The sequence below is a fragment of the Streptococcus thoraltensis DSM 12221 genome (genome assembly GCF_000380145.1).
Classification (GTDB): Bacteria; Bacillota; Bacilli; order Lactobacillales; family Streptococcaceae; genus Streptococcus; species Streptococcus thoraltensis.
The window spans coordinates 232,573-247,802 of sequence record NZ_KB904587.1 but is presented as its reverse complement, the minus strand read 5'-3'; the positions used below and the strand labels follow the sequence as shown (position 1 = coordinate 247,802).

General features: G+C 40.4%; 16 protein-coding genes. All 16 read left to right on the top strand.

Annotation, left to right across the window (positions count from 1 at the left end; genetic code table 11):
- The first annotated feature begins 9 nt into the window (after positions 1–9).
- Positions 10–942, top strand: a complete 933-nt coding sequence (gene rnz, locus A3IA_RS0102715; RefSeq protein ID WP_018379809.1) for a ribonuclease Z — start codon at positions 10–12, stop codon at positions 940–942.
- A complete protein-coding gene (locus tag A3IA_RS0102710; RefSeq protein ID WP_018379808.1) occupies positions 939–1,703 on the top strand; it encodes an SDR family NAD(P)-dependent oxidoreductase in 765 nt (254 codons plus the stop codon). Before rnz ends, A3IA_RS0102710 begins: the two co-directional genes overlap by 4 nt.
- Before the next feature lie 104 nt (positions 1,704–1,807).
- A complete protein-coding gene (locus A3IA_RS0102705) occupies positions 1,808–2,791 on the top strand; it encodes an aldo/keto reductase (RefSeq protein WP_018379807.1) in 984 nt (327 codons plus the stop codon).
- A 110-nt stretch (positions 2,792–2,901) separates the two neighbouring features.
- A complete protein-coding gene (recJ, locus tag A3IA_RS0102700) occupies positions 2,902–5,103 on the top strand; it encodes a single-stranded-DNA-specific exonuclease RecJ (RefSeq protein ID WP_018379806.1) in 2,202 nt (733 codons plus the stop codon).
- A 3-nt stretch (positions 5,104–5,106) separates the two neighbouring features.
- On the top strand, positions 5,107–5,493 hold the full coding sequence (locus tag A3IA_RS0102695) for a hypothetical protein (RefSeq protein ID WP_018379805.1): 387 nt from the start codon (positions 5,107–5,109) through the stop codon (positions 5,491–5,493).
- Between the two features lie 580 nt (positions 5,494–6,073).
- Positions 6,074–6,592 (top strand): adenine phosphoribosyltransferase, encoded by a 519-nt coding sequence (locus A3IA_RS0102685; protein WP_026217526.1) that lies wholly within the window; start codon positions 6,074–6,076, stop codon positions 6,590–6,592.
- Between the two features lie 105 nt (positions 6,593–6,697).
- A complete protein-coding gene (locus A3IA_RS0102680) occupies positions 6,698–7,624 on the top strand; it encodes a homoserine O-succinyltransferase (protein ID WP_018379803.1) in 927 nt (308 codons plus the stop codon).
- A gap of 9 nt (positions 7,625–7,633) precedes the next feature.
- On the top strand, positions 7,634–8,311 hold the full coding sequence (locus A3IA_RS0102675) for a DnaD domain-containing protein (protein WP_018379802.1): 678 nt from the start codon (positions 7,634–7,636) through the stop codon (positions 8,309–8,311).
- Between the two features lie 98 nt (positions 8,312–8,409).
- On the top strand, positions 8,410–9,096 hold the full coding sequence (locus A3IA_RS0102670) for a tRNA (adenine(22)-N(1))-methyltransferase (protein ID WP_018379801.1): 687 nt from the start codon (positions 8,410–8,412) through the stop codon (positions 9,094–9,096).
- Positions 9,086–9,874 carry a Nif3-like dinuclear metal center hexameric protein gene (locus A3IA_RS0102665; RefSeq protein ID WP_018379800.1) on the top strand — a complete coding sequence of 263 codons (789 nt, stop codon included), beginning with the start codon at positions 9,086–9,088 and terminating at the stop codon, positions 9,872–9,874. The genes A3IA_RS0102670 and A3IA_RS0102665 overlap by 11 nt, the downstream gene beginning before the upstream one ends.
- 9 nt (positions 9,875–9,883) lie before the next feature.
- Entirely contained in the window at positions 9,884–10,708 is an 825-nt protein-coding gene (locus A3IA_RS0102660; RefSeq protein ID WP_018379799.1) for a ZIP family metal transporter, read from the top strand.
- A 20-nt stretch (positions 10,709–10,728) separates the two neighbouring features.
- Positions 10,729–11,859 carry an NAD(P)/FAD-dependent oxidoreductase gene (locus tag A3IA_RS0102655; RefSeq protein WP_018379798.1) on the top strand — a complete coding sequence of 377 codons (1,131 nt, stop codon included), beginning with the start codon at positions 10,729–10,731 and terminating at the stop codon, positions 11,857–11,859.
- A 53-nt stretch (positions 11,860–11,912) separates the two neighbouring features.
- Positions 11,913–12,782, top strand: a complete 870-nt coding sequence (gene rfbA / locus A3IA_RS0102650; protein ID WP_018379797.1) for a glucose-1-phosphate thymidylyltransferase RfbA — start codon at positions 11,913–11,915, stop codon at positions 12,780–12,782.
- Positions 12,782–13,375, top strand: coding sequence for a dTDP-4-dehydrorhamnose 3,5-epimerase family protein (locus A3IA_RS0102645; protein ID WP_018379796.1), 594 nt, complete (start codon positions 12,782–12,784; stop codon positions 13,373–13,375). The genes rfbA and A3IA_RS0102645 overlap by 1 nt, the downstream gene beginning before the upstream one ends.
- A gap of 1 nt (position 13,376) precedes the next feature.
- Positions 13,377–13,865: a hypothetical protein gene (locus tag A3IA_RS0102640; RefSeq protein ID WP_018379795.1), complete on the top strand. Its 489-nt coding sequence runs from the start codon at positions 13,377–13,379 to the stop codon at positions 13,863–13,865.
- Positions 13,866–13,907: 42 nt separating this feature from the next.
- Positions 13,908–14,954: a dTDP-glucose 4,6-dehydratase gene (gene rfbB, locus A3IA_RS0102635; protein ID WP_018379794.1), complete on the top strand. Its 1,047-nt coding sequence runs from the start codon at positions 13,908–13,910 to the stop codon at positions 14,952–14,954.
- Positions 14,955–15,230: the final 276 nt, after the last annotated feature.

Below are 15,230 nucleotides of genomic sequence, written 5' to 3'. Positions count from 1 at the left end.
AGAGAAACAATGCAATTACAATTTTTAGGAACAGGAGCCGGTCAGCCTGCCAAAGGGCGAAATGTCTCCAGTTTAGTTTTAAAATTATTAGATGAAATTAACGAAGTTTGGATGTTTGACTGCGGGGAAGGTACCCAACGTCAAATTTTAGAAACGACCATTAAACCACGCAAAGTCAGTAAGATTTTCATTACCCACCTTCATGGAGACCATGTTTTAGGTTTGCCAGGGTTCTTGTCAAGCCGTGCTTTCCAATCCAGCGAAGAGCAGACAGATATTGACATTTATGGTCCCAAAGGGATTAAGTCTTTTGTCATGTCTAGTCTGCGTGTGACAGGTTCTCGCTTGCCTTACCGCATTCATTTTCATGAATTTGATGCGGGCAGTCTTGGTAAAATCATGGAAACGGATAAATTCCAAGTCTATGCGCAAGAGCTCAATCACAGTATATTCTGTGTGGGTTACCGTGTGGTTCAAAAGGATTTAGAAGGCAGTCTAGATGCGGATGCTCTCAAAGCAGCAGGTGTTCCATTTGGTCCTTTGTTTGGCAAGGTCAAAAATGGGCAAGACATTGTTTTGGAAGACGGTACCAAAATTATCGCCAAAGACTTTGTTTCAGAACCTAAAAAAGGCAAGGTCGTGACCATCTTGGGTGACACCCGAAAAACAGATGCCAGTGTTCGCCTTGGTTTAGACGCTGATGTTTTGGTTCACGAATCAACCTACGGCAAAGGTGATGAGCAGTTAGCCAAGTCTCATGGTCACTCAACCAATATGCAGGCAGCACAAGTGGCGAAAAAAGCAGGAGCTAAACGGTTGCTTCTCAATCATATCAGTCCACGTTTTCTACCTAGAGACTGTCGTCAATTGGAGCGTGATGCTACTAAAGTCTTTGAAAATGTAAAGGTTGTTTTTGATTTAGATGAGGTGGAGATACTATGAGTCAACGCATTATTGTCATAACAGGTGCTTCAGGAGGTATTGCTGAAGAAATCATTAAGCTTCTTCCAAATGAAGACGGCTTGGTTCTTTTAGGACGCCGTCAGGAAAAACTGGAAGACATGTATCGACATGTAGAAAATAAGACTTGTATCGGCCTTGATATTACAGATAGAGAAGCGGTAATTTCGATTATTGACCAGATTTATCTCCAGTACGGTCGTATTGATATTTTGGTTAATAATGCTGGTTTTGGAGAATTCAAAACCTTTGATGATTACGATTTTGATGAGATTGAAGAAATGTTTGATGTAAACACCCTAGCAAGTATTCATTTCTCACGGCTCGTTGGAAAACGGATGGTTGAGCAAGGTCATGGGCATATCATCAATATCGCTTCAATGGCTGGTTTGATTGCCTCTGCAAAATCAACCATTTATTCAGCGACAAAATTTGCGGTAATCGGATTTTCAAACGCCCTACGCTTAGAACTAGCTGACAAGAAGGTCTACGTGACAACCGTTAATCCAGGACCGATTGCGACGAAATTCTTCGATAAGGCAGACCCGTCAGGCGACTACCTCAAAAGTGTTGAAAAATTCACTCTCAAACCTGATTATGTGGCTAAAAAGATTATTAAAACGATGGGTAAAAACAAACGTGAGCTTAACATGCCCTTGAGTTTGGCTGCAACCCATAAAATCTATACCCTATTCCCACGCCTTAGCGATTTTATGGCAAGAAAAGTATTTAATTATAAATAAAATCGTCTTCGTTTAGTGTTAGACCTTAATCCATTGAAGAAGACAATTGAAAGTCTAGTCTCTTATGTATGAAAAAGTATAATAACTGTCAAAAGGATGTCTTTATGAAATACAATCGTTTAGGAAAGACTGATATGGAAATCAGCGAGGTTAGTTTAGGAACTTGGGCTATTGGCGGTGACTGGGGCGATACGTCTGAAGAAGTAGCACTAGAAAGCCTGCATTCTGCGGTTGATCAGGGTGTCAATTTTTTTGACACAGCAGATGTTTACGGCAGTGGTCGTAGTGAGCGTTTGCTTGGTCAACTGCTTAAAGAGCGAAATGAGCGTATTTACGTAGCAACTAAGTTCGGTCGCAAAGATGATTTTGCTGACCTAGATAACTACACTTATGACAAGGTGCGTGCTTACTGTGAAAATAGTTTGCAAAATCTTGGGACATCATGCCTTGATTTGTACCAAATTCACTGCCCATCAACAGAAGTTCTTGAAGATTTAGCTGTTTTCACCGTTTTGGAGCAGCTAAAACAAGAAGGGCTTATTCGTTATTACGGGGTTTCTGTTGAGACAGATACTCAAGGGAAATTCGTTTTAGACAATTCAGATGCAAGCAGTTTGCAAGTTATTGTTAACCTTTTGCGTCAAAAACCAGTTAATGAAATGATTGCACAGGCTAAAAAACAAGAGGTCGGAGTTTTAGCACGTGTGCCATTAGCAAACGGGCTTTTGTCAGGTAAATACACTAAAGATACGATTTTTCCTGAAAATGATCACCGCCATTTTAACAAAGATGGCAAAGCCTTTAATGTCGGTGAAACCTTTGGTGGTCTGCCATTTGAAAAAGCTATTGACTTGGTTGAACAAGTACGTTGGATTGCAGAAAATCGCAATAATCTAGCTCAAGCATCTATTAAATGGCTCTTGCAACAAGAAGGTATTTCAACCGTAATTCCAGGCTTTAAAAATCCAGAACAAGTGGCAAGTAATATTGCCGCAGCATCTGTTAACAATTTTTCAAGTGCAGAACTGGAAAAACTTAGTGAGTTCTACTGGAAAGAAGTCCATGATTATATTCGTGGGGCTTACTAAAAACAAAAAGACATTCCGTCGATAAGCTATGGTCTAAGAATGATTCTTAGACCTTTTTTTGATATACTAGTAAAGATTGATTTCTGAATAGAAAAGAGTAAAAAAGAGACATGATAAGGTCTAAATACGATTGGAAAATTGAAGATAAAGAAGCAGATGAGGGCTTTTTAAAACTAGCAAAAAAAAGAGGACTGGATGCTATTGCTGCCAAGCTTTTAGTTGAGCGTGGGATTAATACAGAAGAAGCTTTGGACGACTTTATAAATGCGGATTTATCTAAACTTCACGACCCCTTTTTATTACACGACATGGAAAAATCTGTTAGCCGAATTCGTCAGGCTATTGAAAAGGGTGAACAGATTTTGGTGTATGGTGATTACGATGCTGACGGTATGACAAGCGCTAGTATCGTTAAGGAAACCTTGGAGATGATGGGAGCTGAGGTACAGGTCTATCTGCCTAACCGCTTCACGGATGGCTATGGTCCCAACTTAAGTGTCTATCAATATTTTATTGAGCAACAAGACATTTCACTGATTGTGACAGTGGATAATGGTGTCGCCGGACACGAGGTGATTACCTATGCACAAGACCGGGGTGTTGATGTTATCGTGACAGACCACCACAGCATGCCTGTTGACCTGCCAGAAGCTTTTGCCATTGTGCATCCAGAACACCCGAAAGCAAATTACCCTTTCAAGCATTTGGCAGGAGTGGGGGTTGCCTTTAAATTATCCTGTGCTCTTTTAGAGTCTATCCCAAGTGAATTTCTGGACTTGGTAGCCATTGGAACCATTGCTGATATGGTTAGTTTAACGGACGAGAATCGTATCATGGTTAAGGTTGGTCTTGAAATGCTCAAACAAACTGAGCGTATTGGTCTGCAAGAACTCTTAAAGCTTTCAGATATTAGCCCAGAAACCATCAATGAAGAGACTGTTGGTTTTAGCATTGCCCCACAACTGAATGCTTTGGGACGTCTGACTGATCCCAACCCTGCTATTGAGCTGTTAACGGGTTTTGACGATGAAGAAGCACAAGCCATTGCCCTAGACATCAAAGCGAAAAATGAAGAACGTAAAGAACTGGTGCAAACCATCTACGATGAAGCCATGAGCATGGTCGATTTGACGAAACCAGTACAAGTTTTAGCCAAAGAAGGCTGGCATCCAGGCGTCTTAGGAATTGTGGCAGGACGAATTTTAGAAAATATCTCTCAAACAGTTATTGTCCTAACTATTGAAAATGGTCTTGCCAAAGGCTCAGCACGCTCACTTGACGTTTTAAATATTTTTGATGCTTTAGATAATCATCGTGATATTTTTACAGCCTTTGGCGGTCATGCTGGTGCTGCTGGAATGACGTTGCCAGCTGAAAATCTAGAAACCTTGTCTGATATTCTTTGCCAGTATGTTGAGGATAGGCAGATTGATACTAGTGTTAAAAATACCTTGATACTGGATGAAGCATTGTCCTTGCCTGATTTAAGTTTAGAGTCACTCAAGAGCTTAGAGCGTTTGGCACCTTTTGGCATGGATCACAAAAAGCCTGTTTTCTGGCTTAAGGATTTTGAAATCACACAGGCTAGAAGCATGGGGCAAAACAATGCGCATTTAAAACTAAAGGTTAGTCAGGAAGGTGCAACGTTTGATGTGGTTGCCTTTAATCAAGGTGCCTTGTTACAAGAATTTCAGCAAGCACAGCAACTAGAGCTAGCTGTGACACTTTCTATAAATGTTTGGAATGGTCAAACAACCTTACAACTGATGTTGGTAGATGCGCGTGTTGAAGGAGTTCAACTATTTGATATTCGTGCTAAGAATGCTCGTCTACCTTTTGATGTGCCAGCTCTAACGGCTGATTTATCCCAAAGTCACTCAGCAGTTCTAGTGGATTTACCTGAAAATCCTGATGACCTAAAAACTTGGTTTGCAGCTAATGATTTAGAAGCTATTTATTTTAAAAATAACATCAAGACACCCTATTATTTGTCAGGTTTTGGCACGCGTCAACAGTTTGCCAAATTATATAAAACGATCTACCAATTCCCAGAATTTGACATTCGCTATAAATTAAAAGAACTCAGTCAATACCTAAAGATTGAAGATTATCTCTTGGTCAAGATGATCCAGGTTTTTGAAGAATTGGGCTTTGTGAGCATCGAAGATGGCGTCATGACTGTCAATAAAGAAGCTGAGAAAAAAGAAATCGAAAGTAGCCAGATCTACCAAGAATTGAAAAAAACCGTCAAATACCAGGAACTCATGGCCTTAGGAACACCAAAAGAAATCTACGATTGGTTATTGGGGTAATTTATGACAAATTTAGCTAGGATAAATCTCCATTTATCTGATGAAGTGTTGACTATTAATGCTGCTTATTTGCTTCATATTGGAATGGTGAAGAAGCAAGACGAACGTCTTTCTGCTTTACAGCTTCATTTTAAAGCAGAATTCTGGCAAGAACGAGGAGAATTTCCAGATAAAGGCTACCTTCTTGAAAAGGCAGCTTTGGGAAGAGCGATTGAGTCTATTTCCTTTCTTGATCAGATGGGACAATTGAGCTTTTATGACTTGCCATATCTTAGTGATAACTTTGGCTCCAACAGTCTGCAAAAAACAAGTTTGCTTGAAGATGGCTCTCTGGTTATCGACGTAAAAGAAAGCCTACGAACCTTCAGCATCAAACATCAGTTTCAATAGTACAGTCAAATGAATTAAGGTTCGATACGAGGAACGGTGACGCGAACAATACTTGATTTTCATTGAGTATGAGTGTGGCAAGTTGCAAGTGACCATCTATCAAAGTTAATTCAACAGCCTATAAAACTGCTCTGTCAGCGGCTTTTGAGACAGTAGCAAAGATGCGCTGCTCTGTGCCTTGCTGGTTGGGGGAGACCATATGCGATGGTTAACCATGTTGTAGACCATTTGCCCTATAAACCTTATCAGTATTATGGATTATGGCAGTGATGGAGGAAGGCAGAGCTAAACCTGCTGGGGTAGGGAGAATCCTGGTAACAGGCGCAGAACTGTTCACCCTTGTGATTATAAAAGAAGGTCACCTGAGGAATCTTATAAACTCTAGGCATGGCGAGGGTTAGCTGAAGGAATCTTAAAATAATTTATCGCTCAAAGGCGTTTTCACTAGCCTTTCCTAACTTGAACTTCCCAACTTATGGAAAATAGTGATATAATGGTGTGTAAAAATAATTTTGAGAAAACTCAAGAATAAGAAAGGATATGCGATTCCATTTGAATAATGGTGAATCGCAGTAAGATTATGGATTTAACAAAATACATCGCTTCAATCGAGAACTACCCACAAGAAGGCATCACTTTCCGTGATATTTCACCTTTGATGGCAGATGGAAAAGCATACAGCTATGCTGTCCGTGAAATTGCGCAGTACGCTTGTGATCATGACATTGATATGATTGTTGGTCCTGAAGCGCGTGGTTTCATCATTGGTTGTCCAGTTGCGGTTGAACTTGGTATTGGTTTTGCGCCAGTGCGTAAGCCGGGGAAATTACCTCGTGAAGTGATTTCAGCTGACTATGAAAAAGAGTATGGCGTAGACACATTGACCATGCATGCTGATGCGATTAAGCCAGGACAGCGTGTTCTTATTGTTGATGACCTTTTGGCAACAGGCGGTACTGTCAAAGCAACCATTGAGTTGATTGAAAAACTTGGTGGTATTGTTGCTGGTTGCGCTTTTATGATTGAGCTTGATGGGCTCAAAGGTCGTGAGACAATCGGTGATTACGACACTAAAGTTTTGATGAATTTTCCAGGATAATCGTTATAAAAAATAACTATAACTAGAGCTAGTTTTTCCAAATTTGAAACCTATAACTCCCTTGACTATAATAGTACTAATGACTAGGTAGAAAAGGGAGTTTTTATGCCAATAAAATTAGACACGCAGCTACCCACTTTAACGATTTTACGTTCAGAAAATGTCTTTATCATGGACAATGAACGTGCCCAACAGCAAAATATTCGCCCCTTGGAAATTTTGATTGTAAACCTCATGCCGACCAAGGAAGCGACGGAAGTACAACTCTTGAGGTTACTGGCGAACACTCCCTTGCAAATCAATGTGGACTTTCTTTACATGGAGAGTCACGAGTCTAAAAATACAGAAGTCCAGTATTTGGAAACTTTTTACAAGACTTTTGATGATATTAAGCATCGGTATTATGACGGGATGATTATCACAGGCGCTCCAGTTGAAACCTTCCCTTTTGAAGCGGTTGATTATTGGCAGGAGTTGGTTGCTATATTTGACTGGTCAAAGGATCATGTATACTCAACCCTACATCTTTGCTGGGGTGCGCAAGCTTCGCTCTATCATAAATATGGTATTAAGAAGGTCACTCTTAAAGAGAAGTTGTCAGGTGTTTATGATCAGAATGTTGAACATCCTACCAATCTCTTGTTCCGTGGCTTTGATGATACCTTCAAGGCACCTCATTCTCGTTACACAGGTATTCTAGAAAAAGACGTTAAAGACAAAACGGCTTTAAGTATTTTAGCCAAAGGACAAGCAGTAGGCTTATCTATACTAGCATCTGATGATTTGCGAGAAGTTTATAGCTTTGGACATTTGGAGTACGATCGTGATACTCTGGGAAATGAATATTTGAGAGACCAAAAGGCTGGCAAAAATCCCAAACTTCCTGTATCTTATTATAAAAATGATGAGCCAGAAGATGGGATTCAAATGCGCTGGAGTTTAGCTGCGGCAACCTTTTTCAGTAACTGGATTAACTATGCAGTTTACCAAGAAACACCCTACCATTTGGAAGACTTACAAACACATGATTAGAGGATTTTGATGACCTATACCCAAGCCATGAAGCAGGGAAATCTAGTATTACCCGCAGCTTTATTATTTAATTATCATAACATTTTTGAGTCAGCTGAAGATTTTTTAGTGTGGCAATTCTTTTATTTTCAAAATACCAGTCACAAAGAAGAAATGTCTCCTAGTGAAATTGCCGAAAGCATTGGTAAAACAGTCTCAGATATTAATCGCATTATTTCGCGCTTAACTGATCAAGAGTTGTTAGATACGAAGACCATTGAACTTGGTGGTGAAATTGAAATGATTTTTGATACCACACCAGCTCTGAATAAATTAGATAATCTGTTGGAAGTCAAAAAAGAAGCTCCAAAAACATCGGAAAATGCCCTCAAGGGATTGGTTCAAGATTTTGAAAACGAATTGGGGAGACTTCTAAGTCCCTTTGAATTAGAAGATTTAACCAAAACAGTCAAAGAAGATGGGATTGATCCAGACTTAGTTCGCCAAGCCCTCCGTGAAGCAGTTTTCAATAACAAAACTAGCTGGAATTATATCAATGCTATCTTACGAAACTGGAAACGCGATGGCATCACAACCGTTCGTCAAGTGGAGGAAAGACGGCGACAGCGTGAAGAAGCAGATCCAAAGAAAGTCACCGTGTCAGATGATTTCCTCAATGCTATGAGTATATGGGGGAATGATAATTAGCATTTAAGATTGTCAAAAGCTCGCATTTACCGCCCATACAAGGGCGGTTTTTTGGTATAATAGTAGTATTGTAAGAATGAAAGAGTATTATAAAACAAATGGAAACACAATTATCAAAGAGACTGTCAGAAGTCGCTCAGTTTGTCCCTAAAGGCTCTGTTTTGTTAGATGTCGGCAGTGACCACGCCTATCTGCCAATTGCTTTATTAGAACAAGGACTAATTGAGCGTGCGATTGCGGGTGAAGTGGTACAAGGTCCATATCAATCGGCTCTCAAAAATGCGCAGTCCTCAAACTTGTCAGACAAGATTGAGGTCCGTCTGGCAAATGGCTTAGGTGCTTTTGAGACAAGTGATCAGGTAACGGTTATCACCATCTGTGGAATGGGAGGTCGCCTCATATCAGATATTTTAGAAGCGGGTAAAGAAAAACTATCTGCCGTCGAGCGCTTAATTCTACAGCCAAACAACCGAGAAGATGATTTACGAACTTGGTTACAAGAAAACGATTTTCAAATCGTCTCTGAAGCCATTATGTCGGAAAATAAAAAATACTACGAAATTATTGTAGCAGAGCATGGCGGTATGTCCCTAACCAGCCGTGAATTAAGATTTGGTCCACATCTTTTGGAAGAGAAGACAACTATTTTCAAACAAAAATGGCAAAGAGAGTGGGAAAAGTTAGCCTATGCTTATTCTTCCATACCAGAAGAAAAAAAGGCCGAACGAGATGTTATCACAGCTAAGATGACGGAGATTAAGGAGGTTATTGGAGATGTTAGCTAAAGCATTAATAGATCGATACGAAATTTACTGTCCACCTGAGTTCTCAATGGAAGGTGACGTGGTTGGACTTCAAATAGGCAGCTTGGACAAGGATATTAAAAAGGTCATGGTGACTCTTGATGTGCGTGAAAACACAGTAGCAGAAGCCATTGCTAAAGAAGTTGATTTAATCATCACCAAACACGCCCCCATTTTTAAAGACATCAAAGACTTGGTTTCATCGCCTCAACGTGATATTCTTTTAAATTTGGTAAAAAATGACATTGCTGTTTATGTCAGTCATACCAATATTGACATCATCCCAAACGGTCTTAACGATTGGTTTTGCCAGATGCTAGGGATTGAAAATACAGAACCTCTGTTTTTAACCGCTGATCAAGAAGGGATTGGCAGAATTGGTGACATACCCGAGCAGTCTTTGGAGGATTTTGCCAAAAAAGTCAAAAATAGCTTTGGTTTAGATAGTGTTCGTTTAGTGCGCTATGATCATCAGAACCCAAACATTTCAAAAGTTGCTATCTGTGGTGGTTCAGGACAATCCTTCTACCGAGAAGCCTTAGCAAAAGGAGCCCAGCTTTATGTGACGGGAGATATTTACTACCATACAGCACAGGAAATGATTACCGATGGTCTTTGTGCGATTGATCCAGGTCACCACATTGAAGTGCTGTTTATCTCTGAAATTGCCAAACACCTGAATGAATGGAAACAAGAGGAGAAGTGGGAAGTGGAAATCCTTGAAAGCCAATCATCGACCAATCCCTTTTCACATTTGTAGAGGTTGCTTATGATTGAATGGATGTCATCACAAAATGTAGTTTTTCTAGCCTTATTAGCTGGTTTATTTACTTGGTCTTGTACCATTGTGGGCTCAGCCATTGTCTTTTTCTTCAAGCACATCAGTCGTAAACTCTTAGATGTAATGATGGGATTTGCGGCAGGGGTTATGATTGCAGCTTCTTTTTGGTCGCTCTTAGCGCCATCCATTTCCTACGCTGAAACTTCCTATGGTAAGTGGGCCTTTATTCCAGCAGCGACAGGCTTTCTCTTAGGCGGCTATTTTATTCGCTTGATCGATGCCCTAGTCCCCCATTTGCATTTGGATAAAGGTCTTGAAGAGGTTGAAGGCTTGCAACCTGAGAAAAAATTATCGAAAACAGCCCTCTTATTTTTGGCCATTACCATACATAATATCCCTGAAGGTTTAGCTGTCGGTGTCACTTTTGGCGCTCTGGGACAAGGTAATTTTACTATTCCAGCTTTAGTTGGAGCTATCAGCCTAGCTGTAGGGATTGGTTTGCAAAATATTCCTGAAGGGGCGGCTCTCTCTATCCCCATTCGAGCAGATGGTAAAAGTCGGAAAGCAGCCTTTTATTTAGGATCTATGTCAGCCATCGTAGAACCTATCGGAGCTGTTCTTGGTGCAGCATTGGTTCTTGCCATGATGCCTATTTTGCCCTATGCCCTGTCTTTTGCGGCAGGTGCGATGATTTTTGTTGTGGTGGAAGAGCTGATTCCAGAATCGCAAACCAATGGAAACACTGATATTGCAACACTTGGCTTGATGATGGGCTTTGTGATTATGATGGTCATGGATGTGGCTCTGGGGTGAGTCACTTAGAAAGGAAGAAAATGAAAGTTGCTATTATTGGCGCAGGCATAGTCGGTTCAACTGCTGCCTACTATTTATCAAAAGAAAAGGATATGGAGGTTACCGTTTTTGATTACGGTCTTGGTCAGGCGACAAAAGCTGCGGCAGGGATTATTAGTCCTTGGTTTTCACGCCGTCGTAATAAAGCCTGGTATAAAATGGCTCGCCTAGGAGCTGATTTTTACCCGCAGATGGTCTCTGATTTAGAAGAGGATGGTTTTGACACGTCCTTTTATAAGCAAGTTGGTATCTTTCTTCATAAAAAGACACCCGAACATTTTCAAGACCTATATGAACTAGCCCATAGCCGTCTTGAGGAGTCTCCATTAATCGGTGACTTGACCATCCTTTCTGAAGAAGATGTCAAAGCAGCTTTTCCAGATTTACAGACTGAAGGTCAAATGCTTTATGCTTCAGGTGCAGCTCGATTGGATGGTGCAGCTTTGACGCAGACCTTGTTGCAAGCATCAGCGTGTCCAGTCGTGCGTAAAGAAGTAAGATTGAAAAAAGTGGCGAATGGCTATGATATTGATAATCAACTTTTTGATAGGGTCATTCTTGCTACCGGTGCCTGGTTAGGAAAAATATTGGAACCGCTTGGCTATGATGTTGATGTACGTCCTCAGAAAGGTCAGTTATTAGATTATCAGTTTGAGGATTACCAAACAGAAGATCTTCCTGTCTTTATGCCCGAAGGTGAGCTAGATGTCATCCCGTTTATTGATGGCAAGGTGTCTGTTGGTGCCAGCCATGAAAACGATAAGGGGTTCGATTTGACAGTGGATGAAACGGTGCTTAATCGCTTGGAATCAGAAGCTCGTGAGTTCTTCCCTAAGGTGGATGAAGCTGTTTCCAAAAGTGATCGCATCGGTATCCGAGCCTATACCAGCGATTTTTCGCCTTTTTATGGTCAAGTGCCTGATTTAGAAGGGGTCTATGTCGCAAGCGGGTTAGGTTCATCTGGGTTAACAACAGGTCCTCTGATTGCAAGAGAACTCGTTTCAATGCTGAAAAATCAAGAGTTTTGGTTGCATTCGGATGATTACAAGGCTTCTAACTATATTTGCCATACGGTAAAAGCTGACAAATATAGTGAAAATATGATAAAATAAATCGATTACTAACTAAGGAAAAGAAATTTTCAATAAAAAAGGAGTCCTTCATTATGAAAGGTATTATTCTTGCTGGTGGTTCAGGAACACGTTTGTATCCTTTAACACGTGCTGCTTCAAAACAGCTCATGCCAATTTATGATAAACCAATGATTTTTTACCCATTGTCAACCCTTATGTTGGCTGGTATTAAAGATATTTTAATCATCTCAACCCCTCAAGATCTTCCTCGTTTTAAAGATTTACTCGGGGATGGTTCAGAACTAGGCATTAACTTAGAGTATGCTGAGCAACCAAGTCCAGATGGTTTGGCACAAGCCTTTATCATTGGTGAAGAGTTTATTGGTGATGACAATGTTGCTTTGGTATTGGGCGACAATATTTATCACGGAAACGGTTTAACAAAAATGCTTCAACGTGCTGCTGCAAAAAAATCTGGGGCAACGGTATTTGGTTACCAAGTTAAAGACCCAGAACGTTTTGGAGTTGTTGAGTTTGATGATAGTATGAATGCTGTTTCTATCGAAGAAAAACCTGAAGAGCCTAAATCAAACTTTGCGGTTACAGGACTTTACTTTTACGATAATGATGTGGTGGAAATTGCTAAAAGCATCAAACCATCACCTCGTGGCGAGCTAGAAATCACAGATGTTAACAAGGCCTATCTTGATCGTGGTGATTTATCAGTTGAATTAATGGGTCGTGGTTTTGCATGGTTAGATACTGGTACTCATGAGTCACTTCTTGAAGCCAGTCAGTATATTGAAACCGTTCAACGTCTGCAAAATGTTCAAGTTGCTAACCTTGAAGAAATTGCTTATCGTATGGGCTACATTACTAGAGAGCAGGTTCTTGAATTGGCACAACCGCTTAAGAAAAATGAATACGGACAATACTTGCTCCGATTGATTGGAGAAGCATAATGACTGAACAATTTTTTGACAAAGAATTAGCCTGCCGTAAAATCGAGGCTATCCCAGGTTTGTTAGAATTTGATATTCCAGTTCGTGGGGACAATCGTGGTTGGTTCAAAGAAAATTTCCAAAAAGAAAAAATGATTCCACTCGGTTTTCCAGAAAGCTTCTTTGCTGAAGGAAAACTTCAAAATAACGTTTCTTTCTCACGCAAAAATGTTCTTCGTGGTCTTCATGCAGAGCCATGGGATAAGTACATTTCTGTTGCAGATGAAGGAAAAGTATTGGGTTCTTGGGTTGACCTGCGTGAAGGAGATACTTTTGGTAACGTCTACCAAACGATTATTGATGCTTCAAAAGGAATCTTTGTTCCTCGTGGCGTGGCAAATGGCTTTCAAGTTTTGTCAGACAAGGTGTCTTATAGTTACTTAGTCAATGACTACTGGGCATTGGAGCTTAAACCAAAATACGCCTTTGTTAACTACGCAGATCCAAGCTTAGGGATTAAATGGGAAAATCTTGATGCGGCAGAAGTATCTGAAGCCGATAAAAACCACCCAATGCTAAAGGGTGTCAAACCATTGACTAAGGAAGAATTGTAAGATGTATGGTCGCTTTTTAGAGATTGCAAAGTCTTTAAATGAATTAGGAATCATCCCCCTTTTAATGGGATCGGTTGGTCTAGAGCAGCGAACAGGTAGAAGTTGGGTAGCTCGTGATTTGGATATTCATGTCCCCAGTGACCCTAGAGGCTGGGAAGTACCCGATGAAGAACGGATTTATCGGGCAGATGAGTTGATTGCGATGATGGGTCAACTAGGCTATATCTTAGTAGATCGCCACGAACATGAATTCCAAAAAGAAGGTTGTTCGGTAGAATTTGGTGGTCTTCATTCGCTTCCAGCTTTTGCAGGTGTTCCATTAGAAGACTTGGAAGAGCTGAGAGATGGTGATGTCCGCTACTATTTACCCACTCTGGAGCAATACTTAAAAATCTACCAAGCATCTTCTAAAGACAGTTATCGTAATGATAAGAATAATCAAAAAGACTTTGCTAAAATCGCTTATTTGAAAGAAATGTTAAACAAATAAGCCTATCTTGGTAATAATAAAATAACATTTATCGGAGAAATCATGTCTGAATTTAAGAATATCATCGTCACAGGGGGAGCTGGTTTTATCGGCTCAAACTTTGTGCATTATGTTTATAACAATCATCCAGATGTCCATGTGACAGTCTTGGATAAGCTAACCTATGCTGGAAATCGTGATAACCTAGTTGAAATTCTTGGAGATCGTGTTGAGCTAGTGGTTGGAGACATTGCTGATAGTGAATTAGTAGATAAGTTGGCGGCAAAAGCAGATGCCATTGTTCACTATGCGGCTGAAAGCCACAATGACAACTCATTGAATGATCCAAGTCCTTTCGTTCATACTAACTTTATCGGAACTTATACTCTTTTAGAGGCGGCTCGTAAATACGATATTCGTTTCCATCATGTCTCAACAGATGAGGTCTATGGTGACCTTCCACTTCGTGAGGACTTGCCAGGTCATGGTGAAGGTCCGGGCGAAAAATTCACTGCCGAGACTAACTACAATCCGTCATCGCCTTACTCCTCAACTAAGGCTGCATCGGACTTGATTGTTAAAGCTTGGGTTCGTTCATTTGGTGTCAAAGCAACGATTTCTAACTGTTCAAACAACTACGGTCCCTACCAACACATTGAGAAGTTTATTCCTCGTCAAATCACGAATATTTTAGCGGGAATTAAACCAAAACTATACGGTGAAGGTAAGAATGTCCGTGACTGGATTCATACCAATGACCATTCAACAGGAGTTTGGGCTATCTTAACCAAGGGGCGCATAGGCGAAACTTACTTGATTGGTGCTGATGGTGAAAAGAATAACAAAGAAGTTCTTGAATTGATTCTTGAAAAGATGGGGCAACCTAAAGATGCCTATGATCACGTAACGGATCGTGCTGGACATGATTTGCGCTATGCTATTGATTCTAGCAAGCTTCGTGAAGAACTTGGCTGGGAACCACAATTTACAAATTTCACAGAAGGTTTGGAAGATACGATTAAATGGTATACTGACAACCAAGATTGGTGGAAAGCAGAAAAAGAAGCAGTCGAAGCTAAATATGCTGCAACACAAAAAGTACTTAAATAAATTCGAAAACTTGTCACTTCAATTTTGTTGAGACAAGTTTTTTTGAATCGCTAAGCCTTTTTAGGGATGGAAAAGCTTAGACTATGCTTAGTTTTGTAACCTATTTGCGAAGCCGTACGTAAGGTATGAACAATTTCAATGGGAAGCTCATGGCACGAATTAAAAAGAGGTGGAGCGCTTGCTCCAATGCCATTCAGTTAAGATTCCACTCTATCAAAAAAACTATTCCAAAGCGCCTCTATTCTAATGTGGCTTGGAATAGTTTTATTATTTACA

Coding starts and splice junctions, on each gene's coding strand:
- rnz (WP_018379809.1), top strand. CDS start 10: ATGCAATTACAATTTTTAGGAACAGGAGCCGGTCAGCCTGCCAAAGGG.
- A3IA_RS0102710 (WP_018379808.1), top strand. CDS start 939: ATGAGTCAACGCATTATTGTCATAACAGGTGCTTCAGGAGGTATTGCT.
- A3IA_RS0102705 (WP_018379807.1), top strand. CDS start 1,808: ATGAAATACAATCGTTTAGGAAAGACTGATATGGAAATCAGCGAGGTT.
- recJ (WP_018379806.1), top strand. CDS start 2,902: ATGATAAGGTCTAAATACGATTGGAAAATTGAAGATAAAGAAGCAGAT.
- A3IA_RS0102695 (WP_018379805.1), top strand. CDS start 5,107: ATGACAAATTTAGCTAGGATAAATCTCCATTTATCTGATGAAGTGTTG.
- A3IA_RS0102685 (WP_026217526.1), top strand. CDS start 6,074: ATGGATTTAACAAAATACATCGCTTCAATCGAGAACTACCCACAAGAA.
- A3IA_RS0102680 (WP_018379803.1), top strand. CDS start 6,698: ATGCCAATAAAATTAGACACGCAGCTACCCACTTTAACGATTTTACGT.
- A3IA_RS0102675 (WP_018379802.1), top strand. CDS start 7,634: ATGACCTATACCCAAGCCATGAAGCAGGGAAATCTAGTATTACCCGCA.
- A3IA_RS0102670 (WP_018379801.1), top strand. CDS start 8,410: ATGGAAACACAATTATCAAAGAGACTGTCAGAAGTCGCTCAGTTTGTC.
- A3IA_RS0102665 (WP_018379800.1), top strand. CDS start 9,086: ATGTTAGCTAAAGCATTAATAGATCGATACGAAATTTACTGTCCACCT.
- A3IA_RS0102660 (WP_018379799.1), top strand. CDS start 9,884: ATGATTGAATGGATGTCATCACAAAATGTAGTTTTTCTAGCCTTATTA.
- A3IA_RS0102655 (WP_018379798.1), top strand. CDS start 10,729: ATGAAAGTTGCTATTATTGGCGCAGGCATAGTCGGTTCAACTGCTGCC.
- rfbA (WP_018379797.1), top strand. CDS start 11,913: ATGAAAGGTATTATTCTTGCTGGTGGTTCAGGAACACGTTTGTATCCT.
- A3IA_RS0102645 (WP_018379796.1), top strand. CDS start 12,782: ATGACTGAACAATTTTTTGACAAAGAATTAGCCTGCCGTAAAATCGAG.
- A3IA_RS0102640 (WP_018379795.1), top strand. CDS start 13,377: ATGTATGGTCGCTTTTTAGAGATTGCAAAGTCTTTAAATGAATTAGGA.
- rfbB (WP_018379794.1), top strand. CDS start 13,908: ATGTCTGAATTTAAGAATATCATCGTCACAGGGGGAGCTGGTTTTATC.